The organism is Longispora sp. NPDC051575 (assembly GCF_040681875.1).
Lineage (GTDB): Bacteria > Actinomycetota > Actinomycetes > Mycobacteriales > Micromonosporaceae > Longispora.
The window spans coordinates 1-24,532 of sequence record NZ_JBFAZP010000018.1 but is presented as its reverse complement, the minus strand read 5'-3'; the positions used below and the strand labels follow the sequence as shown (position 1 = coordinate 24,532).

At 73.1% G+C, this 24,532-nt stretch carries 19 protein-coding genes; 11 read left to right on the top strand and 8 right to left on the bottom strand.

What is annotated here, in order from left to right:
- The 9 genes from pheT to AB0M43_RS36840 all read left to right on the top strand — a co-directional run bounded on the left by pheT (window position 1) and on the right by AB0M43_RS36840 (window position 10,537).
- A complete protein-coding gene (pheT, locus tag AB0M43_RS36880) occupies window positions 1-2,508 on the top strand; it encodes a phenylalanine--tRNA ligase subunit beta (protein WP_363731879.1) in 2,508 nt (835 codons plus the stop codon).
- A 235-nt stretch (window positions 2,509-2,743) separates the two neighbouring features.
- Complete coding sequence (argC, locus tag AB0M43_RS36875; RefSeq protein ID WP_363731876.1) at window positions 2,744-3,757, top strand: N-acetyl-gamma-glutamyl-phosphate reductase; 1,014 nt, start codon at window positions 2,744-2,746, stop codon at window positions 3,755-3,757.
- Entirely contained in the window at window positions 3,754-4,908 is a 1,155-nt protein-coding gene (gene argJ / locus AB0M43_RS36870) for a bifunctional glutamate N-acetyltransferase/amino-acid acetyltransferase ArgJ (protein ID WP_363731874.1), read from the top strand. The genes argC and argJ overlap by 4 nt, the downstream gene beginning before the upstream one ends.
- Complete coding sequence (gene argB, locus AB0M43_RS36865) at window positions 4,905-5,753, top strand: acetylglutamate kinase (protein WP_363731873.1); 849 nt, start codon at window positions 4,905-4,907, stop codon at window positions 5,751-5,753. The genes argJ and argB overlap by 4 nt, the downstream gene beginning before the upstream one ends.
- A complete protein-coding gene (locus AB0M43_RS36860) occupies window positions 5,750-6,868 on the top strand; it encodes an acetylornithine transaminase (protein WP_363731870.1) in 1,119 nt (372 codons plus the stop codon). The genes argB and AB0M43_RS36860 overlap by 4 nt, the downstream gene beginning before the upstream one ends.
- Window positions 6,865-7,776 carry an ornithine carbamoyltransferase gene (argF, locus tag AB0M43_RS36855; protein ID WP_363731947.1) on the top strand — a complete coding sequence of 304 codons (912 nt, stop codon included), beginning with the start codon at window positions 6,865-6,867 and terminating at the stop codon, window positions 7,774-7,776. The genes AB0M43_RS36860 and argF overlap by 4 nt, the downstream gene beginning before the upstream one ends.
- Complete coding sequence (locus tag AB0M43_RS36850; RefSeq protein ID WP_363731869.1) at window positions 7,773-8,291, top strand: arginine repressor; 519 nt, start codon at window positions 7,773-7,775, stop codon at window positions 8,289-8,291. The genes argF and AB0M43_RS36850 overlap by 4 nt, the downstream gene beginning before the upstream one ends.
- A gap of 76 nt (window positions 8,292-8,367) precedes the next feature.
- Window positions 8,368-9,804 (top strand): argininosuccinate lyase, encoded by a 1,437-nt coding sequence (gene argH, locus AB0M43_RS36845; RefSeq protein ID WP_363731867.1) that lies wholly within the window; start codon window positions 8,368-8,370, stop codon window positions 9,802-9,804.
- Between the two features lie 199 nt (window positions 9,805-10,003).
- Complete coding sequence (locus AB0M43_RS36840; RefSeq protein WP_363731865.1) at window positions 10,004-10,537, top strand: GNAT family N-acetyltransferase; 534 nt, start codon at window positions 10,004-10,006, stop codon at window positions 10,535-10,537.
- A 14-nt stretch (window positions 10,538-10,551) separates the two neighbouring features.
- Here the strand turns inward: AB0M43_RS36840 and AB0M43_RS36835 are convergent, their stop codons facing one another.
- Genes AB0M43_RS36835 through AB0M43_RS36805 form a run of 7 tightly spaced genes read right to left on the bottom strand, consistent with a single transcriptional unit; the run spans window position 10,552 to window position 20,187 of the window.
- Window positions 10,552-10,974, bottom strand: coding sequence for a hypothetical protein (locus tag AB0M43_RS36835; protein ID WP_363731863.1), 423 nt, complete (start codon window positions 10,972-10,974; stop codon window positions 10,552-10,554).
- Window positions 10,964-14,740: a tetratricopeptide repeat protein gene (locus AB0M43_RS36830; protein ID WP_363731862.1), complete on the bottom strand. Its 3,777-nt coding sequence runs from the start codon at window positions 14,738-14,740 to the stop codon at window positions 10,964-10,966. The genes AB0M43_RS36835 and AB0M43_RS36830 overlap by 11 nt, the downstream gene beginning before the upstream one ends.
- Window positions 14,737-16,101: a hypothetical protein gene (locus tag AB0M43_RS36825; RefSeq protein ID WP_363731859.1), complete on the bottom strand. Its 1,365-nt coding sequence runs from the start codon at window positions 16,099-16,101 to the stop codon at window positions 14,737-14,739. The genes AB0M43_RS36830 and AB0M43_RS36825 overlap by 4 nt, the downstream gene beginning before the upstream one ends.
- Window positions 16,098-17,930, bottom strand: coding sequence for a hypothetical protein (locus tag AB0M43_RS36820; protein ID WP_363731857.1), 1,833 nt, complete (start codon window positions 17,928-17,930; stop codon window positions 16,098-16,100). Before AB0M43_RS36820 ends, AB0M43_RS36825 begins: the two co-directional genes overlap by 4 nt.
- Before the next feature lie 3 nt (window positions 17,931-17,933).
- Window positions 17,934-18,908, bottom strand: a complete 975-nt coding sequence (locus tag AB0M43_RS36815) for an AAA family ATPase (protein WP_363731855.1) — start codon at window positions 18,906-18,908, stop codon at window positions 17,934-17,936.
- A complete protein-coding gene (locus tag AB0M43_RS36810; RefSeq protein WP_363731853.1) occupies window positions 18,905-19,852 on the bottom strand; it encodes a hypothetical protein in 948 nt (315 codons plus the stop codon). Before AB0M43_RS36810 ends, AB0M43_RS36815 begins: the two co-directional genes overlap by 4 nt.
- The gene (locus AB0M43_RS36805) at window positions 19,849-20,187 is read right to left on the bottom strand and encodes a hypothetical protein (RefSeq protein WP_363731851.1); all 339 of its coding nucleotides are present in this window, start codon (window positions 20,185-20,187) and stop codon (window positions 19,849-19,851) included. The genes AB0M43_RS36810 and AB0M43_RS36805 overlap by 4 nt, the downstream gene beginning before the upstream one ends.
- 724 nt (window positions 20,188-20,911) lie before the next feature.
- Here AB0M43_RS36805 and ssuE point away from each other — a divergent pair.
- Window positions 20,912-21,457, top strand: a complete 546-nt coding sequence (gene ssuE / locus AB0M43_RS36800) for an NADPH-dependent FMN reductase (protein ID WP_363731849.1) — start codon at window positions 20,912-20,914, stop codon at window positions 21,455-21,457.
- 87 nt (window positions 21,458-21,544) lie between these two features.
- On the opposite strand, the gene AB0M43_RS36795 is transcribed toward ssuE, so the two are convergent.
- Window positions 21,545-22,666 carry a serine hydrolase domain-containing protein gene (locus tag AB0M43_RS36795; RefSeq protein WP_363731846.1) on the bottom strand — a complete coding sequence of 374 codons (1,122 nt, stop codon included), beginning with the start codon at window positions 22,664-22,666 and terminating at the stop codon, window positions 21,545-21,547.
- A 178-nt stretch (window positions 22,667-22,844) separates the two neighbouring features.
- On the opposite strand from AB0M43_RS36795, the gene tyrS reads away from it, so the two are divergent.
- Entirely contained in the window at window positions 22,845-24,107 is a 1,263-nt protein-coding gene (tyrS, locus tag AB0M43_RS36790) for a tyrosine--tRNA ligase (RefSeq protein WP_363731844.1), read from the top strand.
- Window positions 24,108-24,532: the final 425 nt, after the last annotated feature.

Sequence of the window (24,532 nt, the reverse complement as noted above, 5' to 3'; positions counted from 1 at the left end):
ATGCGGATCTCGCTGTCGTGGCTGCGCGAGCACGCCGACATCCCGGCGGGCATCACCGCCGACGAGCTGGAGAAGGCCCTCGTCAGCGTGGGCCTGGAGGTCGAGGAGCTGTCCGACCTGGGCGCGGCGGTCCAGGGGCCGCTGGTCGTGGCCCGGGTGCTGTCGATCGAGGAACTGACCGAGTTCAAGAAGCCCATCCGGTACTGCATGGTCGACGTCGGCGAGGCCGAGCCCACCAGCATCGTGTGCGGCGCGCGCAACTTCGCCGAGGGCGACCTCGTCGTGGTGATCCGGCCGGGCGGCGTGCTGCCGGGCGACTTCGCCGTGGGCGCGCGCAAGACGTACGGCCGGATGTCGCACGGCATGATCTGCTCCGCCCGCGAACTGGGGCTGGGCGACGACCACGACGGCATCATCGTGCTGTCGCCCGACCTGGCGGACAGGATCGGCCAGGACGCCCGGCCGGTCGTCGGCCTGGACGAGGTCGTCGTCGAGCTGGCGATCACCCCGGACCGGGGCTACTGCTTCTCGGCCCGGGGCATCGCCCGGGAGCTGGCCGGCGCGCTGGGCGTGGACTTCCGCGACCCGGGCCTGGCGAAGGCCCCCGGCGGGCGCGGCGAGCCGGTGTCGGTGACGGTGCGCGACACGGTGGGCTGCGACCGGTTCGGCACCCGGGTGGTGCGCGGGGTGGACCCGACCCGGCCGTCGCCGGGGTGGCTGACGACCCGGCTGGTGCACGCGGGTGTCCGGCCGATCTCGCTCGCGGTGGACATCACCAACTACGTGATGATGGACCTCGGGCAGCCGATGCACGCCTTCGACGCCGACAGCGTCCGGGGCGGCCTCGTCGTGCGCCGGGCGATGCCGGGGGAGACCCTGGTGACCCTGGACGGGGTGACCCGCAAGCTCGACGCCGAGGACCTGGTGATCGCCGACTCCGGCCTGCCCAGCCCGCTCGCGGGTGACAGCGCCGGTGGCGTGGTCTCGCTGGCCGCGATCATGGGCGGCGCGTCGACCGAGGTGTCGGACGCGACGGTGAACGTGCTGTTCGAGGCCGCGCACTGGGACCCGGTGACGGTGGCCCGGGCGGCCCGCCGGCACAAGCTGCCGAGCGAGGCGTCCAAGCGCTTCGAGCGCGGCGTGGACCCGCAGCTGCCCCTGGTCGCGATCGAGCGGGCGGTGTCGCTGCTGGTGGAGTACGGCGGCGGGGTGCCCGACGAGGCGATCGGCGACGTGGACCACCTGCTGCCCCGCGCCCCGATCACGATGGCCGCCGACCTGCCCAACCGGGTGTCCGGAGTGGACTACACCCGCGCGGCGGTCGTCCGGCTGCTCGAACAGGTCGGCTGCGCGGTCGAGGACAACAGCGCGCTGCGGGTCGTCCCGCCGAGCTGGCGCCCGGACCTGACCGACCCGGCGGACCTGACCGAGGAGGTCGTCCGGCTGCACGGGTACGACCAGGTCGCCAGCGTGCTGCCCAGCGCGCCGCCCGGGGGCCGGGGGCTCAGCGCCGAGCAGCGCCGCCGCCGTTCCGTGGGCCGGACCCTGGCCGAGGCCGGGTACGTGGAGGTGCAGAACTACCCGTTCGTCGGTGCGGACTTCGCCGAGGCGTTCGGGCTGGACGCCGACGACCCGCGCCGGTCCGCGGTGGCGCTGCGCAACCCGATCAGCGACGAGGAGCCGCTGATGCGGACCACGCTGCTGCCCCCGCTGCTGGCGGCGCTGACCCGCAACCTGGGCCGGGGCAACCGGGACCTGGCGCTGTTCGAGGTCGGCCGGGTGTTCCACCCGTCGGCCGCCGCCGGTCGGCCCTCGCCGGAGCTGGGGGTGGGTGCCCGGCCGTCGGCCGAGGAGCTCGCCGCCGTCGACGCCCTGCTGCCGGCCCAGCCGTGGCGGGTCGCGGCCGTGCTCAGCGGCGAGGTCGAGCCGACCGGCTGGTGGGGCAAGGGCCGTGCCGGGAACTGGGCGGACGCGGTCGAGGCCGCCCGGATCGTCGCGGACGCGGCGGGCGCGCCGGTGACGGTGCGCGCGGCGCAGTACGCGCCGTGGCACCCGGGGCGGTGTGCCGCGCTGTATGTCGGGGACACGCTCGTCGGGCACGCCGGTGAGCTGCACCCGGCGGTGTGCGCGGCGCTGGAGCTGCCGAAGCGGACCTGCGCGATGGAGCTGGAGCTCGACGCGCTGCCGTTGCCGGGGGCTCCGGGGGCGCCGACCGTGTCGACGTACCCGCCGGCTCTGATCGATGTCGCCCTGGTCGTGGAGAACGCGGTGCCGGCGGCGGACCTGGGCGAGGCGTTGACCGCCGGTGCCGGGGAGCTGCTGGAGTCGCTGCGACTGTTCGACGTGTTCGAGGGGGAGCAGTTGGGCGAGGGGCGCAAGTCGCTGGCCTACAAGCTGACCCTGCGGGCGCTGGACCGGACCCTGACCGGCGAGGAGTCGGTGGCGGTGCGCGACGCGGCGGTGGCCGAGGCGGTCCGGCGGCACGGGGCGGTCCTGCGGGGCGCGTAGCACTCCGCCGATGGCCCGGAACCCCTGTCATCGGGGTACCGGGCCATCGGCCTGTCCGGGGCCGAAACCCGCGAGGGCCTTTCGACGGGTACGCCTGCCCGCCCGCCCTCCCCGGAGGAAGCTGGAGGGAGGCCACCCCCGGGCACTCTGCGCCGTACTGAGTGCCCCGTCACATTATGCAGTCCTCCGTATTGTGATACGGTTCTCTGCATAGACATGCGGGAGGTGATGGGTCGTGGGGTTCCGGGTCGCCGTGGCCGGCGCGAGTGGGTACGCCGGCGGTGAGCTGCTGCGCCTGCTCGCCAGCCACCCCGAGTTCGAGCTGGCCGCGATCACCGGGCACGGCACCGCCGGTTCGACGGTAACCGAGGTGCACCCGCACCTGGCCACCCTCGCCGACCGGGTGCTCGCCCCCACCACCGCCGAGTCGCTCGCCGGCGCGGACCTGGTGTTCCTCGCCCTGCCGCACGGCCAGTCCGGCGCGCTCGCCGCCCAGCTGCCGGCCGACGTCAAGGTCGTCGACCTCGGCGCGGACCACCGGCTCACCGACCCCGCCCAGTGGGCCGCCTACTACGGCGGCCCGCACGCCGGCGCCTGGACGTACGGGCTGCCGGAGCTGCCCGGCCAGCGGAGCCTGATCGGCGCGTCGAACCGGGTCGCGGCCACCGGCTGCTACGCGGCCACGATCATCCTGGCCCTCGACCCGCTGCTCGCCAGCGGGACCGCCAGCCCCGACGACGTCGTGGTGGTGGCCGCCTCCGGCACGTCCGGCGCGGGGACCGCCGCGAAGAAGCACCTGCTCGGCAGCGAGGTGATGGGCGACCTGACCGGGTACAAGGTCGGGGCGCACCAGCACGTGCCCGAGATCAAGCAGGCCACCGGCGCGCGCAGCCTGTCCATGACCCCGATCCTGGCCCCGATGCCCCGGGGCATCCTCGCGACCGTGACCGCGAAGCCGATGCACCGGGTCAGCGAGGACGAGGTCCGGGCGGTGCTGCTGGCGGCGTACCAGGACGAGGCTTTCGTCTTTGTCCGGCCCAAGGGGCAGCAGCCGCACACGGCCGCGACCTACGGCAGCAACTCCGTGCACCTCCAGGCCGTCGTGGACCTGGACTCCGGCCGGATCATCGTCACCTCCGCGCTCGACAACCTCGGCAAGGGCGCCGCCGGCCAGGCCGTGCAGTGCGCCAACCTCATGCTCGGCCTGCCCGAGACCACCGGTCTCCCGATCAACGGAGTAGCTCCATGACGGTTACCGCGCCGAAGGGCTTCCGGGCCGCTGGCGTCGCCGCCGGCCTCAAGGCCGCCGGAGCCGCCGACCTGGCCCTCGTCGTCAACGACGGGCCCGACGCCACCGCCGCCGCCGTGTTCACCGCCAACCGGGTCAAGGCCGCGCCGGTGCTGTGGAGCCAGCAGGTCCTCAAGGCCCGGATGGCCCGCGCCGTCGTGCTCAACTCCGGCGGGGCCAACGCCTGCACCGGCCCCAAGGGCTTCCAGGACACCCACGCCACCGCCGAACGGGTCGCGGCCCTGCTCGGCGGCATGGGCGCCGGCGACGTCGTCGTGTGCTCCACCGGCCTGATCGGCGAGCACCTGCCGATGGACAAGCTGCTCCCCGGCCTGGACCGCGCCGCCCGGGCGCTCGCCCGCGACGGCGGGGCGCAGGCCGCCGAGGCCATCATGACCACCGACACGAAGCCGAAGACGGTCACCGTCACCGGCGACGGGTACACGGTCGGCGGGATGGCCAAGGGCGCCGGCATGCTCGCCCCGTCCCTGGCCACCATGCTCGTCGTGCTCACCACCGACGCGGTCGTCGGCTCCTCCGACCTCGACGAGGCGCTGCGGGAGGCCACCCGGGTCACGTTCGACCGGCTCGACTCCGACGGTTGCATGTCGACCAACGACACCGTGCTGCTGATGGCCTCGGGGGCCTCCGGCATCCAGCCGACCGTCGAGGAACTCACCGTCGCCGTGACGGCCGCGTGCGCCGACCTGGCCGCGCAGCTGCTGTCCGACGCCGAGGGGTCCACGAAGGACATCACGATCGACGTGCAGGGCGCCGACTCCGAGGACGACGCGGTCACCGTCGGCCGGTCCATCGCGCGCAACAACCTGCTCAAGTGCGCGCTGTACGGCAACGACCCCAACTGGGGCCGGGTGCTCGCCGCGATCGGCACCACCGACGCCCTGTTCGACGCCGACAGCCTCGACGTCGCCATGAACGGCGTGTGGATCTGCCGGAACGGCGCGGCGGCCGAGGACCGGTCCAAGGTCGACCTGTCGGGGCGGGCCATCACCATCACCGTCGACCTCGGGGCCGGCGACGCGCGGGCCACGGTCCTGACCAACGACCTGTCCGTGGCGTACGTGCACGAGAACTCGGCCTACTCGTCATGATCCCCCGGGACACCAAGGCGGCCGTCCTCGCCGAGGCGCTGCCCTGGCTCGGGCGGCTGCGGGACGCGGTGGTGGTGGTCAAGTACGGCGGCAACGCCATGGTCGACCCGCTGCTGCAGGCGTCGTTCGCGGCCGACATGGTGCTGCTGCGCCAGGCCGGGCTGCGGCCCGTCGTCGTGCACGGCGGCGGCCCGCAGATCTCGGCCATGCTCAAGCGGCTCAACATCGCCACGGAGTTCCGCGACGGCCTGCGGGTCACCACCCCCGAGGTGCTCGACGTGGCCCGGATGGTGCTCGTCGGCCAGGTCAACCGGGAGATCGTCGGCCTGATCAACGCGCACGGCCCGCTGGCCGTCGGCGGCTCCGGCGAGGACGGCGGGCTGCTCACCGCCGTCTGCCGCGACCCCGCGCTCGGCCTCGTCGGCGACGTCGCCGAGGTCAACCCCGACTGGGTGTTCGACGCGCTCGGCGTCGGCCGGATCCCCGTCATCTCCACCCTCGCCCCCGACGCGGACGGCGTGGTGCACAACCTCAACGCCGACACCGCCGCCGGGGCCCTGGCCGCCGCGCTCGACGCCCGCAAGCTCGTCATGATGACCGACGTCGAGGGTCTCTACGCCGACTGGCCCGACCGCGCCAGCCTGATCCGCCAGCTCACGGCCGACCAGCTGGAGAAGCTGCTCCCGACGCTGGAGACCGGCATGCTGCCGAAGATGGAGGCCTGCCTGCGGGCCGTGCGCGCCGGGGTGCCCGAGGCGCACGTCATCGACGGCCGCGCCCCGCACTCGATCCTCCTCGAACTCCTCACCTCGGAAGGCAGCGGAACCATGGTGGTGCAGTCATGACTCTCGTGGACCGGTTCAACACCGCCATCATGGGTACGTACGGCGGCCCGTCCCTCGGCCTCGTCTCCGGCGCGGGCTCCGTGCTCACCGCCGAGGACGGCCGCACCTATGTGGACTTCGTCGGCGGGATCGCCGTCAACGCCCTCGGCCACGCGCACCCGGCCGTCGTGGAGGCCGTGTCCCGGCAGATCCGCACGCTCGGGCACGTCTCCAACCTGTACGCGCACCCCACCGCCGTCGAACTCGCCGAGAAGCTCCTCGCGCTCACCGGCCGGCAGGGCGCCGTCTACTTCGCCAACTCCGGCGCGGAGGCCAACGAGGCCGCGTTCAAGCTGTCCCGGAAGACCGGCCGCACCGGCGTCGTCGCCACCGTGGGCGCGTTCCACGGCCGGACGATGGGCGCGCTCGCCCTCACCGGCCAGCCGGCCAAGTCCGACCCGTTCCGGCCGCTGCCCGGACACGTCACGCACGTGCCCTACGGCTCCGTGGCGGCCCTGGAAGCCGCCGTCGGTCCCGACACCGCCATGCTGATCCTGGAGCCCATCCAGGGCGAGATGGGCGTGGTCGTCCCGCCCGCCGGGTACCTGGCCGCCGCCCGGGAGATCACCGCCCGGCACGGCGCGCTGCTCGTCGTCGACGAGATCCAGACCGGCATCGGCCGGACCGGCCACTGGTTCGCCTGCCAGGCCGAGGGCGTCGCGCCCGACGTGATCACCCTCGCCAAGGCGCTCGGCGGCGGACTGCCCATCGGGGCCACGATCGCCTTCGGAGGTGCCGCCGAGCTCATCGGGCCGGGTGGGCACGGCAGCACCTTCGGAGGTAACCCCATCGCGTGCGCCGCCGCGCTCGCGGTTCTCGCCACCATCGAGGCCGAGGGGCTGCTGGAGCACACCAAGGCCATGGGGGAGCGGCTCCGCGACGGCCTGCCGGGCACGGTCCGGGGCGCGGGCCTGCTGCTGGGCGTCGTCGGCGACGGCGCGGCCGACAACGCGAAGGGGCTCCAGGACAAGGGTTTCCTCGTCAACCCGGTGCAGCCCGACGTCATCCGGCTCGCCCCGGCGCTGAACATCGGCGAGGACCAGGTCGACGCCCTGATCGAGGCGTGGCCGTCATGATCCGGCACTTCCTCCGCGACGACGACCTCAGCCCCGCCGAGCAGGCCGAGGTGCTGTCCATCGCGGGCTCGCTCAAGCGGTTCCGGATGAAGACCCTGGTCGACAAGACCGTGGTCGTCGTGTTCGAGAAGCCCTCGCTGCGCACCCGGGTGTCCTTCGAGGCCGGGATCGCCGGGCTCGGCGCGCACCCGGTCATCGTGGACGGCGGCAGCACCCACTTCGGCCGGGGCGAGACGATGGGCGACGCCGCGAAGGTGCTGTCCTCCTACGCCGACGCGATCGTGATCCGCACCTTCGGCGACGAACGGATCGCGGCCCTCGCGGCCGGCGCGAGCGTCCCCGTGGTCAACGCGCTCACCGACGGGTTCCACCCCTGCCAGCTGCTCGCGGACCTGCTGACCATCACGGAGAACTTCGGCCAGACCCAGGGCGTCACCCTGGTGTACCTGGGCGACGGGGCCAACAACATGTCCCACTCCTACCTGCTCGCCGGCGCCACCGCCGGGGCGCACGTGCGGATCGCGTCCCCCGAGGGCTTCGACCCCGACCCCGAGATCGTGGCGAAGGCGGAGCGGATCGCGGCCACCACCGGCGGCTCCGTGGCCCTGTTCCGGGACGCGCGCGAGGCCGCCGCCGGCGCGGACGTGCTCGCCACCGACGCCTGGACCTCGATGGGCCAGGAGGACGACGGCAAGGACCGGCGCACCCCGTTCTGGCCGTACCAGGTCAACGAGGAACTCATCAAACTCGCCGCCCCCGGCGTCATCACCCTGCACTGCCTCCCCGCCCACCGGGGCGAGGAGATCACCGACGAGGCCATGGACGGCCCAGCGAGTGCGGTCTTCGAGCAGGCGACCAATAGGTTGTACGCGCAACAGGCCCTCCTCTCCTGGCTGGTGAACCGATGACCACGGCTATCTCCAAGACCGCCCGGCACGCGTGGATCGCGGCGCTGATCCGCGAGCACCAGGTGCGCTCGCAGACCGAACTCGCCGAACTCCTCGCCGCCGACGGGGTGGTCGTCACCCAGGCGACCCTGTCCCGCGACCTCGACGAGATGGGCGCGGTGAAGGTGCGCGGCGGCTCGGGGCACGCTGCGTACATGATCCCCGAGGACGGCAACCCGGCGCTCCGGCCGTCCGAGCAGGCCTCCGCGCGCCTGGTCCGGCTCCTGCGCGAACTGGCCACCGGCGCCACCTCCTCCGGGAACCTGGTCGTGCTGCGCACCCCGCCCGGGGCCGCGCAGTTCCTGGCCAGCGCGCTCGACCGTTCCGGCCTGCCCGAGATCGTCGGCACCATCGCCGGGGACGACACGATCCTGGTCGTCGCGCCCGAGGACCTGGGCGGCGCGGCGCTGGCGAAGCGGCTGCTCGGCTGGGCGGGCCTGGACGCGCCGGGGGACGACAGCGCCCGGCTCACCTAGTACCCGTCGTCGTGTGCTCTTTGTTCCTTTCCGCGTGGCCCCTGCCCGGCCACCGCCGTCTCGTTAGGCTTTCCCTGTGACCGAACAGCAGACGTCCGAGTCCACCCGCCTCTGGGGCGGCCGGTTCACCGGCGGTCCCGCCGAGGCGCTGGCCCGCCTGTCCGTGAGCGTGCAGTTCGACTGGCGCCTGGCCCCCTACGACCTGGCCGCGTCCCGCGCGCACGCCCGGGTGCTGGCCCGCGCCGACCTGCTCGACGCCGACGAACTGGGCGCGATGCTCGCCGCCATCGACGACCTGGAGGCGGCCTGCGCGTCCGGCGACTTCCGGCCGACCATCGACGACGAGGACGTGCACACCGCCCTCGAACGCGGCCTGATCGAACGGCTCGGCACCCTCGGCGGCAAGCTGCGCGCCGGACGGTCCCGCAACGACCAGGTGGCCACGGACCTGCGGCTGTACCTGCGCGACCACGCCCGCGGCGTCGCCACCCGCCTCGTCGAACTGTGCGGGGCCCTGGTCGCCCAGGCCGCCGAGCACATCGACACCCCCGCGCCGGGCATGACGCACCTGCAGCACGCCCAGCCGGTGTCGTTCGGGCACCAGCTGCTCGCGCACGTGCAGGCGTTCGCCCGCGACCTCGACCGGCTCACCGACTGGGACACCCGCGCCGCGATCTGCCCGCTGGGCTCCGGCGCCCTCGCGGGCTCGTCCCTGCCGCTGGACCCGGTCGCCGTCGCCCGCGAACTCGGCTTCACCGCGCCGGCCGCCAACTCGATGGACGCCGTGGCCGACCGCGACTTCGCCGCCGAGTTCCTGTTCGTCGCGGCCCTGGCCGGGGTGCACCTGTCCCGGCTCGGCGAGGAGATCGTGCTGTGGACCTCGCAGGAGTTCGGCTGGGTCGAACTCGACGACGCCTTCGCCACCGGCTCCTCGATCATGCCGCAGAAGAAGAACGCGGACATCGCCGAACTGGCCCGGGGCAAGTCCGGCCGGCTGATCGGCGGGCTCGTCAACGTGCTCACCATGCTCAAGGGCCTGCCGCTGACCTACGACCGGGACATGCAGGAGGTCCAGGAGCCCGTCTTCGACGCCGTGGAGACCCTCGAACTCGTGCTGCCCGCCATGACCGGCATGATCGCCACGATGACGGTCAACACCGAGGTGCTCGCCGCCGCAGCCCCGAAGGGCTACACCCTGGCCACCGAGATCGCCGACTGGCTGGTCCGCCGGCACGTCCCGTTCCGCGAGGCGCACGAGATCACCGGCGCCCTGGTGGCCCTGTGCGCGCCCACCGGCCGAGGCCTCGACGAGCTCACCGACGCGGAGCTGACCGCCACCTCCGAACACCTGACCGCCGACGTGCGGGCCGTGCTCGACGTGCGCGGGGCCCTGGAGGCGCGCACCACGCCGGGTTCCACCGGGCCGCGGGCCGTCGCCGAGCAGCTGTCGGCGCTGTCCGACCGGCTGGAGACCTTCCGCGAATGGGGCGCGGCCCACGTGGTGCCCCGCTAGAACCCTGTGACGGGTACCGGCGCGCAGGTCGCCTCTCCACGGAGGGGACGGCGTGCGCGCCGGTCCGCGTTCCCGGCGGGAGCCGCGGCCTGGCTCGCGGAGTGCCACGCGAGCCGTCGCGTGGCCCCGCGCCGCGCGTGATCCCCGCGCCCCGGCGGTGACCACTGAGGCCGGTCCGCGCGCCCGATAGGGTGACCCGGTGACAGCCCCCGCCTTCCGGCCGGCCACCGCCGCCGACGTGCCCGCCCTCGTCGACCTCGTCAACTCCGCCTACCGGGGCGACTCCGGCCGGCAGGGCTGGACCACCGAGTCCGACATCCTCGGCGGCCAGCGCACCGACCCCGACTGGGTCGCCGAGGTCCTGGCCCGCCCGGAGACGGTCGTCCTCGTCGCCGAGCGCGACGGCGAACTCCTCGCGTGCTGCGAGCTGCAACGGCGCGGCCCGGCGGCGTACTTCGGCATGTTCTCCGTGCGGCCCACCCTCCAGGGCGGCGGGATCGGCCGCGCGGTGCTGGCCGAGGCGGAACGGCACGCGGCCGAGGTGTGGGGCTGCGCGGACATGGAGATGACCGTGATCTCGATCCGCGAGGACCTCATCGCCTGGTACGAACGCCGGGGCTACCACCGCACCGGAGTCCTGAGCCCGTTCCCGTACGGCGACGAGCGGTTCGGCATCCCGCTGCGCCCCGACCTGCGCTTCGAGACCCTGGCCAAGCCCCTCCCGAGGCCGTAGCGGGGGAGCGGGCCCTACTCCGCCTCGGTCTGCTGGGTGACGCGCACGTCGCCGTACACCGCGCCGTACTGCACGACGCTCTGGGCGTGCACCGTCACCGCCGTGACGTTCCAGTGCCGGGGTTCACTCGACCGCAGCTCGTCGATGATGTCGCGCAGGTGACCCGCGAGGTCGGGATGGGTGTCGAGGAGGTCGCGGATCCGGACCTGCCAGTCGGCGGCGAGCCGGAGCCGGGCCCGGTCGCGTTGGTCGGCGGAGATGGCCTCCAGGTCCGAGGCGCTCTCGTCCAGGCGGCGGAGGATGGACCCCTCGTCGCGGTCGCCGCCGTGCGTGAACAGCGCGGCGATCTGCCGCCGGACCGGCTCCCAGGTCTGGGTGGCGGCGGCGGACATCAGGGAGGAGGCCGCGGCTGCGGCGATCCACTCGTCACTCACCACGGACGTCTCCTTCTGGTCTGCTCCCAGCCTGGCCGGGCTCGACCCGCTGAGACGGGCGCCCGTGGGTGGCGATGGCTCGCAGCGGCTCCGTCATTTCAGGATACTCAGAAAGGAGGTCCTTGAGACGGGTCGACCACGCCAACCTGACAGCGCGACGCGACCCCCGCAACGGGGCGTCGGTGAGCCGCGCCAGTCTCTTCGCGTCCGAGTCGAGCATGGTCATCGCGCGCTCCGCGTCGGGCGCGCCGCGCGGCAGCGTGCCGGCGAACCGCTGCCGGACCTCGGCCCAGGTGGGGGAGTCCATGGCGTTGACCAGCAGGTTCGCGATGGTGGCGATGAGCTGTGCCCGACCGGACGGGTCCGCGCCGGGCACCGGGTCCTGTTCGGCGGAGCCCAACCGGATCGACGTAGCCTCCTCCGTCACGGCCGCCGCCTCCCCGTCCCGGTCGAGGTACATCAGCAGGCCGGCGAGATCTGTCAGATATTGGTCCAGACGGTGGCCGTAGCGCGCGTGGTCGGCCCTCGCCAGTGGACGGTAGACGTCGACCGCCCGGGACAGGACGGTGACGGCCTCCTCGGGGTGCGACATCCGGCGCAGTACCCGGCTGTGGTCGGCGCAGGTCTCGGCGAGGTGCACGTTGAAGGTCTGCGGCGCCTCGACGGCCAGCCCCTCGAAGCACCGGGTGGCCTCGACGCAGTACCGGTCGGCCTCCTGCCAGCGCCCCAGGTACGCGAGCGTGGCGGCCAGGTTCTTCAGCCCGAACGCCCGGCGGAACCCGAAGAGGTCCGGCACCGCGTCGGTGAGCGTCGTGTAGAGCTCCGCCGCCTGCTGCACCGGGGACAGCGCCTCCTCCCGGTCGCCGCGCTCCCAGAGCGCCGCCCCGAGCCGGGACAGGGTCAGCGCGAGCGCCGCGCGGTGCGCCTCCGGGTACCGATGGGTCCGCTGCCGCAGGTCCGTGACCGCCTCCTGGAGGTTGCGGATCCCCGCGTCGTACCGGCCGACGTCGATGAGTGCGCTGCCGAGGCTGGTCAGGGAGATGGCGTACGCCGCGCTCGCGCCGGACTGGCCGGAGTCCGTGAGCCGCCGGTGGATGTCGGTCGCCTCCTGCAACGCGGCCACCGCCGGCTCGGCCTGCCCGAGGTCGGTGAGCGTGGCCCCCAGGATCGACAGGATCGTCGCCAGTTCCAGCGCGAACGCGGCCGGGTTGGTCGCCACCAGCCGGCGGCACAGCCGGGTCGCCTCCTGGATGGTGGGCAGCGCGTCGCTCAGCCGGCCGAGGTCGGTGAGGGACACGCTCAGGTTGGTCAGCGCGGTGGCGAACTCGGGGGCGAACGCGGCCGGGTCCTGCGCGGTGAGGCGCCGGTACACGCCCACCGACTCCTGGGCGATGTCGTGGGCCTGCTGCCACCGGCCGTGTTTGCGGAGCCGGGCGCTGAGGTTGATGAGCGACACGGCGAGTTCGGGCTCGTAGCGGCCGGGGTCGGCGTGGGCCAGCCGCCGGCGGATGCCGACCGCCTCCTGCGCCGTCGCGAGGGCCTCGTCCTGGCGGTCGAACCCGGCCAGGACGATCGCCAGGTTGTTGAGCACCCCGGCCAGGGACGCCTCGAAGTCCCCCGGGCGGCGGGCGGCCAGCCGCCGGTAGATCGTGGCGGCCTCCTCCGCCGCCTCCAGGGCCTTCTGGGGCGTGTCCAGGTGGGTGTGGGCCGCGCCGAGGCTGACGAGGGCCCGGGCCAGTTCGGACTCGAACCAGGGGTCCTTGGCGGCCATCTGCCGGTAGCCGACGACGGCCTGGTGGGCGGCCTCGAGCGCGTTCTGGTGAAAACCGGCGTTGGCCATCCGCCGGGCGAGGACCTGCTGCTGGTAGCCGCGGACCTCGGGGGCGGTCGCGGTCGTCGTCCGGGCGGTGACGACGCGCTGGGTGAAGGCGGCCACGCCCACGTCCAGGTCGACGTTGCGGTGGTCGGGGAACAGCGACTCGACGCCCTCCAGGGCCTGCTGGGTGAGGCCGGGGATGTCGGCCAGCGCGGCCAGGGTGGTCCCGCCGGCGGCGATGGCCACCGAGGGCCGGGCCTCCAGCAGCGGGTTGAGGAGTCCGGCCACCACGTGCGGCCACCGCCGGGCGGTCTCCGTGAGGACCGCCAGCGCCGTCCGCGCGTGCCGGGGCTCGTCGCCGACGATGTCGAGCACGTCCTGCCACGCGGGGCCCTCGTCGGGGAGGGGCTCGTCGGGGGCCTGGAAGGTCGACGCGAGGAAGTCCTCCCCGAGCCGGTCGGGATACAGCGGTTCGAGGGCCGCGTCCTCGTCGAACGACGGGTAGTACGCGGAGTGGTCGGCGAGGGCCGCCCCGGGTTCGGCGATGCCGAGCCGGCCGAGCAGGGTCACCGCGTCGGCGGCCGGCATCGGGCCGAGCAGCGTGGCGACCAGCACCACCTTCTCGATGACGTGCGCCGGGGTGCGCCGGGGGTCGTCGGTGTGCCAGTGCGAGCGTTCCCTCTCCAACAGGTACGCCGACGGGGCGGCGGTCCCCGCGCCCAGCGCCACCCCCCGGCTGTGGGCGTCGATGGTGGCGAGGGCGAGCATCTGGAGCGCGAGGATGGACCCGTACGCCGCGCCGCGCAACACCTCCGGCGCCGGGATGCCGTCGTGGTCGCGGACGCCGAGGACCGACGCGAACCGCAGCATCGCCTCCCGGAACATGGTGACCCGCTGCCGGTGCGTGCCCGCCAACGGTTCCAGCCTCAGGTCGGCGGCGGCCACGCCCAGCGCGGTCAGTTCCTCCTTCACCGCCTCCCACCAGCCCCGGGCCGGCCGGGCGAGGAACAGGAAGCGCACCGTGCCGGCCGCGTCGCGGTGGTCACGGACCAGGGCGAGCAGATCACCCAGCGGCCAGCGTTCGGCGTAGTCGATGACCACGAGCAGCCGGTCGGAGTCCACGGCCGCCCGGCGGTCGGCGACCGACCCGGCGGCGGGCACGTGCCGAGCCGCCAGGACGGTCCAGCCGCGCGCCATGGCCCGGTACGCGAGCTCGGCGGCCAGCCGGGTCTTGCCCTGCCCGCCGGCGCCGTCCACCAGCCGGACGGAGACCTGCGGCTCCCCGCGTTCCAGCCAGTGGGAGAGGACCCGCATCTCCGCGGCCCGCCCGAGGAACGGCATCACCTGGCACCGGGCCATCAGGAGCCGGCTGGGGGTGGTGTCGGCGGGCAGCGGAGCCGGTGCCGACGGGTACGGTTCGAGCTCGTACGGCGCGGGCCCGCCGGCGGTCGGCTCGGCGTCGAGGGGCCAGCCCGCCTCCCCCGGAACGAGGGACGCGTTGCGCACCCTCAGGACCGCGAGGGGCAGCGGGAACTCCAGCAGCCGGTGGGTGACCAGTTCGGGTGGTTCGACGGGCTCGTCGGCCGGGGCCACCACCCGGTACCCGAGGGAGATCGTCTGGATCGTCACGCCGCCCGCGGTGATCAGGCTCAGGTTCAGCGCGTGGTCGCGGTCGCCGGGGGTCACGCCCGCCCGGAGGGTGACGACGAACCGGACCGGGCCGTACGTGCCGCCGAACCGGTGCAGGACCACGGCCGTGTCGCCGAAGGACTCCACGTCCAGCGTGGGGCCGCCCTCGAGCATGCAGTGCACCGGGTACTCCTCCCGGTCGTACGACCACTCGTCCAGCTCGCCGGACGAGGTGAGGTCGACCGTGACCCAGTACCGCACCTCCGACCGGACCTCGCGCGGCCAGCTGACGATCGGCGTCAGGTGCACCGACTCCACGCTCACGGCGCGTCCCCCGCCGGGCGGCGTCGGGTGCGCAGCACCGTGTACGGGTGGCCGTAGTACTGGAAGAGGTGCGCGTGGAAGAACCGCCGGTAGGTCTGCTCGTCCTCCTTGCTCTGCCCGCCCGACGACTGCGGCAGCGGGGCCGTGTACGCCTGCCGGTGCCGCTGCAACTGCCGCGCGAGCGCCACGTCGTCCTTCGCGGAGAGGTTCAGCAGGGTGATGACGAAGTCGTGGGACTGGAGCTTGTCCACCTCGCCGACGACGGACACGACCCCGGCGGCGCCGTACCGGAGGAAGTGTTCCGTGAAGCTGTGCGCCACGACGCCGTCGTTGTCGGTGGGGAACACGGTTCTGGCCGACACGCAGGCGTTGAGGATGACCAGGGGACCGAACTCGCGGATCGCCCTTCCCGTGTAGTCGTCGAGCCGGTGCATGGCCAGGCCGCCGAGGGTCGTCGTGGCCGGCTCGGCGCCCATCGTGCCGTGGCAGCGGATCAGGAGCGTGCCGAAGCGTTCCACGTCGCGCTCGTCGAGGTACCCGAGCAGCTCCTCCATCACCTTGAACCTGCGGGACACCTCGAACTTCGCGAAACCGTTCGCCTCGTTGTCGAAGTCGGGGTCGTGCAGCACCATCAGCCGCCCGTCGACCGACCTGCGCTCCGCCGAGTACTCCTCGGGATCGCGCCCGTCGAGCACGGACATCCACCGGCTGACCGTGAGGAACGTCCCGATCCACCCGGTGTGCGCGGGCGCGGTGGAGTACGCCAGTTCCCAGGGGATCTCGAAGGGGGTGTTGTCCCAGACGACGAGGTGCGGCCGCTCGTTCGTCTCCATCATCTCGCGCAGCCACCGCATGAGGTACTGCTGGCCGATCCACCACTGCCGCAGCGCGACGAACGTGTCCCGCCAGTAGCTGCCGTCGAACCCCTCCTGGGCCTTCACGATGGCGGGCAGGGTCAGCTGGGCCGGGAGCGGTCGCTGCCTCCGGAGGTGGATCTCCTGATCGGCCACGAACTCCCGGTCGCCCCAGCGGAGCCGCAGGGAGAACGCCGGCCGGTCGTCCACCCGGGTGGCGGTCACGTACAGCAGGGCGATGTCGGGCCCCTGCTTCCTGTCCACGACCGCGTCGAAGCCGTCCACCGTGGTCGTCTCCGAGGACTGCGCGCCGCTGCCGTGCCGCACCGCCGCGTCGGCGTCCGTGGCGGGCGGGCCGACTCCGCCGGGGCCGCGCTGACCGGGCGGGCCGGCCGGGGTGCGGTGCTGACGGGCCGGCACGGGGCCGCGGTGGCCCGGCGTCACGGGGGACCGGGGACCGGGCGGTCCGGCCGCGCCGAGGATGCCGTGCAGCTGGTCGCGCGTCACGGTGTCAGGTCCTCCTCGTCGGGGACGACGGCGACCGTCGCGTCCATCGCCTCGGCCAGTTCGACGGGCAGGTGGCGTTGCTGGTGGACGTCGGGGGTGACGACCACGGTCGTGGTCCGGTGCAGGGCCCCGATCGCGATCGCGAGCGGCAGCCCGTCGGTGACGCCGTCGCGCCCGACGGGACCGGACAACCGGCCGCTCAGGCTCGCCGCGAGCGGGACGTTCCCCCTGCCGTCGGTGGCGACGACGACCACGGCCTCGTCCGTCGCGGCGCGGCCCCGGCGGAGGAAGCGCCGCAGTTCGTGCACCGCGAGGTCCAGGGCGTGGGCGAGGGGACTGGCGCGGCCGGGTTCGCGTTCGAACGCCGCCAGTACCCGGGGGTCGAACAGCGACTCGGCGCGGGTCCGGGTCGCGGACAGCTCGTGGGCGGAGTCGCGGTGCCCGAACTCGATCAGGCACACCCGCGCGCCCTCCTGGAACGCCCACCGGAAGTAGGGCGCGACGACCTGGGCCCAGCCCTCGCCCCGGGGGCAGGTGTGGTCCAGGACGACGACGAACAGCCGCCCCGACTCCGGCTGGCGGCGGCGGACCCGCAGGTCGACCGGGCTGATCAGCAGGCGGCGGCCGGACTCCTTCCGGTTCGCCCGGCGCACCGACTGGTACTTCGCGGCCTCCAGCAGCGTGGCGACCACGGCCAGGTCCCGCACGTCGCCCCGGAACGGCATCACCCCGATGGCCTGGCCGCGCAACCGGCGGGCCAGGAGGCGGTTCTGCCCCGGCAACCGGAGGGAGGACGCCGGCGGCAGGTGCATGGCCTGGTCCTCCGGGTACAGCGACGGTGCCTCCGGACCCAGCGCCTCGGCGGCCTCGCGACGGGCGCCCGTCCCCTCGGCGGCCACGTGGGGGCCGACCGTCGTGTCGCCCGTGGGGTCGGAGCCCAGGACCAGGTCCTTGCCGGGCTCGTCCCCCTGTTCGGCGCCCGGCGGGTGGTGGACGACGGTCGGCTCCGGCACGGGGGGCGGCGGCTCGGCCGACGCGGGCCCCATCAGCGCGGCGGCCAGGTCGACGTCCTGGACGGTGAACTCCGGGGCCGACGCGTGGGTGGCCAGCGCCCGGGCCACCCGGCCCAGGGCCAGGTCGCGGCGGCGGCTGGTGACCGTGCCGGTCAGGGCCACGATCCGGGCCGCGACGCCGTCGGCGGGTACCGGCCGCCGGGTCGGGACCCCCGTGACCGCCGGGATCCCCAGCACGGAAGCGAGCGCCGGGGCTTCCCCTTCCGGGTCGTTGATCTCGACCAGGTTGGCCCGGGACACCCACTCGGCGGACATCGGGGCCCCGTCGACCCGGACGGGGAACCGGTCGAGCAGGTGCGCCGACAGCCGTTGGGCGTCGTCGCGGGCGCACCCGGCGATCCACCGCGTGCGGCCGGAGGTGCGCCCCGGGTCATGGGGGTGGATGTCCGAACCGATCATCGCGATCGCCGCCCGGACGGTGGCCAGCCCGGCGCGGGCCAGGTCGGGTACGACCACGACCGGCGCGTGGTCCGTGGGCTCCCACCGCAGGAGGCCCCGGGGGGACGTGTCCGCGGCGTCCCGGGAGAACCGCGGGGCCTGGCCGGACCACAGGTCGTCCTCCGACGCCGACGCGCCCAGGGTGACCACGTGCGGCGCGGTCGTACCGAGGGCGGAGCCGCCCGCCAGCCACCGGGCCAGGGGCACCAGCAGCGCGGGGTCGAGGTCCACGAAGAGGATGCCGCCGAGCGCCGGTTCGTACGCCAGACACCGGAGCAGCGTCAGGCCGCGCTCCAGGGGATCTGGAAGGGAGGACATCCGTCACCAGTCGCAGGCGTCGACAATGCGGTTGACCAGCGCGTCGTGCTCGTCCGTCCACTCCGGGAGCGTCCCCGACTCGCCCCCGGGGCGGCGGTGGACGAGGGCGAGCTTGCTGATCTTGCGGATGTGCTCGGCCCCGACCTGGAGCTGTCCCTCCAGCGCCGCGAGGGCCCGGGCGGCCTGGATCAGGACGATCTCGCCCCGGTGGCCGGCGACCTCGAACTCGGACGCGAGTTTGACGCACGCCACCAGGGCCGCCTTGCCCGGGACCACCGCCGGCAACGTGTCCCGGGCGGCCGTCAACTGGTCGCGCCGGGTGCTGTCGAGCGCGCACGCCTTCCGGACCCGGACGTGCGCGGCGCTCTCGGTACCCGGGGACTCGGCCTGTTCCTCGAGGCAGAGGACGGCCTCGACGATCCGGCCCCGCTCGTCGAGGTCCTCGAGGGCGGAGATCGGCACCACCAGGCCGAAGCGGTCCAGGAGCTGGGGGCGCAGTCCGCCCTCGTCGGGGTTCATCGTCCCCACGAGGGTGAAGCGGATCTGGTTCTCCTCGCTGTGGTTCTCGCGCTGCAGGTTGAGGATGCCCGTGGAGGCCACGTCGAGGATGATGTTGACCAGGTAGTCGTCCAGCAGGTTGATCTCGTCGACGTAGAGGGTCCGCCCGTCGCTCGTCGACGCCTCCACCAGCAGGCCGGGCTGCCAGGTCGACTCGCCCTGCATGAGCTTGTCCACGTTCCAGCCGCCGAGCACCCGGTCGTCGGTGGCGCCGATCGGCAGGGTGACGGGCAGTTCGCCCGCCGCCATCATCGCGAACGACCGCACGGTGGTCGACTTGGCCGTGCCGCGCTGGCCGGTGGCGAGGACGCCGCCGACCATGGGGTTGACGAACGCGACCTCCAGGGCGGTCTTCAGGTCGTCCTGGCCGACGATCATCGAGTACGGCAGGAGCAGGGGCTGGATCAGCGCCTTGGTCATGAGGCGACCCGTCCTTCGGTGTATTCCAGGGTGGCGGGCACGTTCTGCCGCCACAGGTCGCTGAGTTGTCGGAACGCGGCGTGCTGGGCGGCGGCGGTATCGGGCATCCGGACCCGCAGCGCGTCGAGCAGTTCGAACCGGTGCAGGTCGAACGCGACGTGCACCAGCTCGCCGTACGCCTCGGCGGCCCGCACCGCCGCGACGTAGCAGGCGGCCGCGCCGGTGAGGGGGGCGAGCGCGAGCAGCGCCCACCATCCCGACCAGCCGAGCAGCAGCGCCGTGCCGAGGCCGGTGACGGTCAGGGTGGCGGCGAGCCGCGCGGTGCTGTCGAGCGCGTCGCGCCGGTCGTCGACGAGGTTGCGCACCGGGTCGCCGAGCACGGGGTAGATCCGGGGCCAGACGGCGGCGGCGTCGATCCCGTACGCGCGGCCCGCGCCGTCGGTGGCGGCGGCCAGCGCGTTGCCCAGCGCGGTGGGCCGCAGCAGGTGCTCGGCGAGGGGGAACCGGCGGCGGAGGCGCGCGGCGGCCTGGCCCGCGCGTTGGACGACGGCGTCGGTGAGTTCCGCTTCCCGCTGGGGGAGGAGCGTCCGGCGGCGCCAGGACCGGTACCGGCGGCGTTGCAGGCGCAGCGCCAGGCCGGAGCCCAGCCAGCGGGGCCACCCGCCGGACAGGACGGCGACGAGCGGCGGTTGGAGGTGGAACAGGACGAGCGCGGCCAGGGTCACCGCGACGAACAGGACGACGACCTCGCCGGCGCCGAGTCCGGAGGCGGTCTTCCACGCGGCCTTGAAGCTGATCCGGTCGGTGGTCCACCAGGCGCGGCCGCCGGCCCAGACGATGACGAGGAGCAGGAGCAGGGCCGCGTAGGTGGGCAGGTAGCTGACGCGGAAGTACCGGGCCGAGCCCAGGGTGGTCGGGGGTTCGATGACGCCGTCGAGGTTCACCGGACCAGCGCCATCGGGCCGTGCTCCACAGTGGGCGCGCACACCGGGAGGTCCCGGTCGTCGTAGAAGGAGCGGACGGCGGTCGTGCCGCAGGTCCCGCAGGCGAACCGGACGGCGCGGTAGGCCGTCGACGCGGCGGGTTGGGACGCGTGGTCGGCGGCGCCCGGTTCGGAGGTGACGCCGGCGGTTCCGGCGGCGCGTTCGAGGGTGCGGAGGGTGCAGGTCCCGATGTAGCGGCCGTCCTCGTCGACGAGGACGATCGCGGCCAGGGTCGGGTGTTCGCGGAACGCGGACAACAGCGCGTCGTTCACGACGTCCACACCGGGCGAACGCACCACGTGTTCTCGGATGTGCGGCACCAGAATGGGTGCGAAGGATTCTCGAACAGCGTCCACATTATTGTCCATGATGCCTGCGATCCACGAAATTCAGCATGTGGGAGACGACAAGTCGCGCGCATCCCACAGTCAGATTCCGGACTGGCCTCCGAACCATTCGTGGGATAAACAATCCGAAGAGCATTCACGCTTTCCGGGTACTTGTTCCGAGCGGCCGGTACACCTTTCCCGGAATACGCGTCCGCTCCGATGGCATGGGGGCCCGCGCGACGGAATGGCGGAGTTTCCGGCCGGACCGGAGTCGGAGAACGCCGGGCCCCGCTCGCCCCGCCGCCGGCCCGGTCCGCCCGGCCCTGATCGCCATCGGCCCTGGGTCGGCGCGGCCGGCGGCGGGCACACCCCGTGGCGCTACCGGCCCGCCGACGCCCCGTGCCGCGCCCGGGTCGCCCGCGACCGCCGAAACCGCGCGGCCCCGGTACCCGGAAAACGCTCTGAGCTGGTTTTCCTACTATTCCGATTAGTTTCATAGGCTAACGATGTGACAGGTCCCACGGGAATCTGGACACGGCCCCGGCGGCCCGCTACGTTCCACCCATGAACCGGAGTCGAACCCTCGTGCGGCGCCGCCACATCGACCTCCTCCGGGTGTGCAGCAGCGGCTGTCCGGCGACGACGCGCGTCTAGTCGTCCCGTTCGCCCCCCGCCACCCTGGAGCCCCCTCATGCCCGGCATCCTCGCCATCTCCGGTTCGCCGTCCCCGACCTCCCGCACCGCCCGGGTCCTCGACCACCTCGCCGCCCGGCTCACCGACACCGGCCGGCACGAGGTCACGATCCTCGGCGTCCGCGACCTGCCCGCCGAGGCCCTGATCGGCGCGGACGTGCACCACCCCGCCATCCTCGCCGTCGGGGAGGCCGTCGCCGCCGCCGACGGGATCATCATCGCCACCCCGGTGTACAAGGCCGCCTACAGCGGGGTGCTCAAGGCGCTCCTCGACCTGCTGCCGCAGTACGCGCTCGCGGGCAAGACCGTCCTGCCCCTGGCCACCGGCGGCAGCGTCGCCCACGTGCTCGCCATCGACTACGCCCTGCGGCCCGTGCTCACCTCGATGGGCGCCGCGCACGTCGTCCCCGGCTACTTCCTGCTCGACACCCTGATCGCCACCGCCCCCGACGGCTCGATCGCGCTCGCGGAGACCGCACAGGCCGGCCTCGACGGCGTGGTCACCGCCTTCCTCGCCGGCCTCCCGGTCGCCACCCCCGCCTGAAGGGCATCATCCGGGTACGGGCACCCCGCGTCCGCGGCGCACACGAAAGGGCCCGCTCCCCGATGGGGGAGCGGGCCCTCCTTCGTCCTACGCGAAAGAGCGCACCTGCGCGCGCCCGGTCGTGCCCGCCGGGCAGAACGCCGTGACCAGCAACTGCTCGACCGCCGGCGTGGTGTCCGCCTTGTACACGGTCTCCGACAGCGTCAGCCGCTTCGACGAGTCCTCGGTCTGGAACGAGTACGTGCTGTACCCGGGGATGCCGCCCGTGTGCCCCCACACCGAGATGCCGCACGGCAGCGGCTGCTCGTAGATCCCGAGCCCGTACGGCACGTCGGCCGTCGCGGGCGCCTTCAACTCCGCGAGCTGCGCGGGCTTCAGGAGCCGCCCGGACAGCACCGCCGCGTAGAACTTGTTCAGGTCCGTCGGGGTGGACACGATCTCACCGGCCGCGCCCCCGATCGACGGGTTGAACACCGTGATGTCCAGCGGCGCCCCGGAGACCTCGATGTAGCCGTGCGCGTGCGGCCCGACGATGAACGGCAGGTTCCCCGGCAGCGAGGTGTCGCGGAGACCGACCGGCCCGATGATGCGCCGCTGCACCTCCGACGCGTACGACCGCCCGGTCACCCTCTCGATGATCTGCCCGGCCAGGATGTAGTTCGTGTTCGAGTACGACCACGACGTCCCCGGCGGGAACAGCGGCGGGTGCGCCACCGCCGTGGCCACGATCTGGTCGGGAGTCCACGACTTGTACCGGTCGCGCACCACGTCCTCGGCCGACATGATGTCGTCGGTGTAGTTGTAGAGCCCGCTGGTGTGGTTCAGCAGCTGGCGCACCGTGATGTGGTCCCCGTTCGGCACCCGCCCCGGCAGCCACCGCTCCACCGTGTCCTCGAGCCGCACCCTCTTCTCGCCGACCAGCTGCAGCACCACCGTCGAGGTGAACGTCTTCGTCACACTGCCGACCCGGAACCGGCCGTTCTCCGGCGCGGGCCGGTTGCGACCCAGCTCGGCCACCCCGCTCGCGTCGCGTTCGGTGTACCGGCCGTCCCTGAACTCCAGCTGCGCGCTCGGCGCACCGGCCGCCACCACCGCGTCGAGGGCCGCCTTCAGCCGGGCGGGGCGCGCGTCGGCCGCGTCCGCCGCGACGGGCACGGCCAGGACGACGGCCGCCACCAGTACCACGGAGGCTGTTCTTCGAAGTCTCATATCCCACTCCTTCGGCGAATCTGAGGCATTTCCCCGATGAGTCTGCCGAAGATGCCGGGTTACCGAATCGGGCCGTGGGACGACACGGGGGTACTCCCTCCGAGGGACGGGCACCCCGACTTCCCAACGAGGGAGCCGGGTCGGAAAACCGAGTGCCCCGTAGGGGACAATCTCCGGTATGACCAGTGTTCTCGACGAACTGCAGTGGCGGGGCCTCATCCATCAGTCGACCGACGCGGACGCGTTGACGGCTGAGCTGGCGAAGGGACCGATGACCTATTACTGCGGGTTCGACCCGACCGCCCCGAGCCTGCACATGGGCAACCTGGTCCAGATCCTCGTGCTCCGCCGGCTCCAGCTCGCCGGCCACCGGCCGCTGGCCCTGGTCGGCGGTTCGACCGGCCTGATCGGCGACCCGAAGGAGTCCGCCGAGCGCACGCTGAACTCCAAGGAGCTCGTCCACGAGTGGGTGGAGCGGATCCGCACCCAGATCGAGCCGTACCTCGACTTCGACGGCGAGTACGGCGCGAAGATGGTGAACAACCTCGACTGGACCGCCGGCCTGTCGACCCTGGACTTCCTCCGCGACATCGGCAAGCACTTCCGCGTCAACAAGATGATCACCAAGGACGCGGTGGCCACCCGGCTGAGGTCGGAGGAGGGGATCAGCTTCACCGAGTTCAGCTACCAGATCCTCCAGGGCATGGACTACCTCGAACTCTTCCAGCGCTACGGCTGCCGGCTCCAGACCGGCGGCAGCGACCAGTGGGGCAACCTGACGGCGGGCAGCGACCTGATCCGCCGGGTCACGGGCGAGTCCGTCCACCTGCTGGCCACGCCGCTGATCACGAAGGCGGACGGCACCAAGTACGGCAAGACCGAGGGCGGCACCATCTGGCTCGACCCCGAGCTGATGTCCCCGTACGCCTTCTACCAGTTCTGGATCAACCAGGGCGACGCCGACGTGGTCAACCTGCTCAAGGTCTTCACGTTCCTCGACCGCGAGGAGTTGGCCGGGCTGGAGACCGAGACCGCGGAGAAGCCGTTCGCGCGGGCCGCCCAGAAGCGGCTGGCCGGCGAGGTGACCACGCTCGTGCACGGCAAGACGGAGACCGAGCAGGCCATCGCCGCCAGCCAGGCGCTGTTCGGGCGCGGCGCCCTGGAGGAGCTGGCCCCGACCACGATGCGGGCGGCGCTCGCCGAGGCCGGTCTGGCGCAGGTCGGCGACCCCACGCTGTCGGTGGCCGTCCTGTTCAAGGAGTCCGGGCTGTGCGCGAGCCTGGGGGAGGCGCGTCGGGCCGTGACCGAGGGCGGCGCGTACATCAACAACGAGCGGGTGACCGACGCCGACGCCCCCGTCCCGGCCGACCGGAGGCTGCACGGCAGGTTCCTGGTCCTCCGCCGCGGCAAGAAGACGATCGCCGGAGTCGAATACCTCTAGCGGTACGAGGGGCCCGAGGCGCTGTCTCGGGCCCTTTTCGCTGGTCAGAGCGTTTCGGGACCCCCGATTTGACCCAGGGGTGAACGGTCGCGTAAATTTCTCTCTGCCAGCGAGGAACGGGGCAAACCGGAAAGAAAGAACAAACCGGGGCGCAACGGGACCGGGCAGCTCGGGTGGGGGGCGGTGCGAGCCGCAGAAACCGACCGGGTAGAGTACAGCGAGCAAGACAGAGCGGTGCGGCCGCCGGGGTGAAGCCCTGGTGAAGATCCGCGAAACCGATCTGGTAGGTTAGAGAAACCCCAGAAGATCAGCTCGAAAGAGCGGTCAGACGGTGTGTGTTTGTTCTTTGAGAACTCAACAGGGTGTCGGAAAGTTAGTGCCAATTATGATTTACCCCGTCGGCACTGGGACTTTGGTTCTGGTGT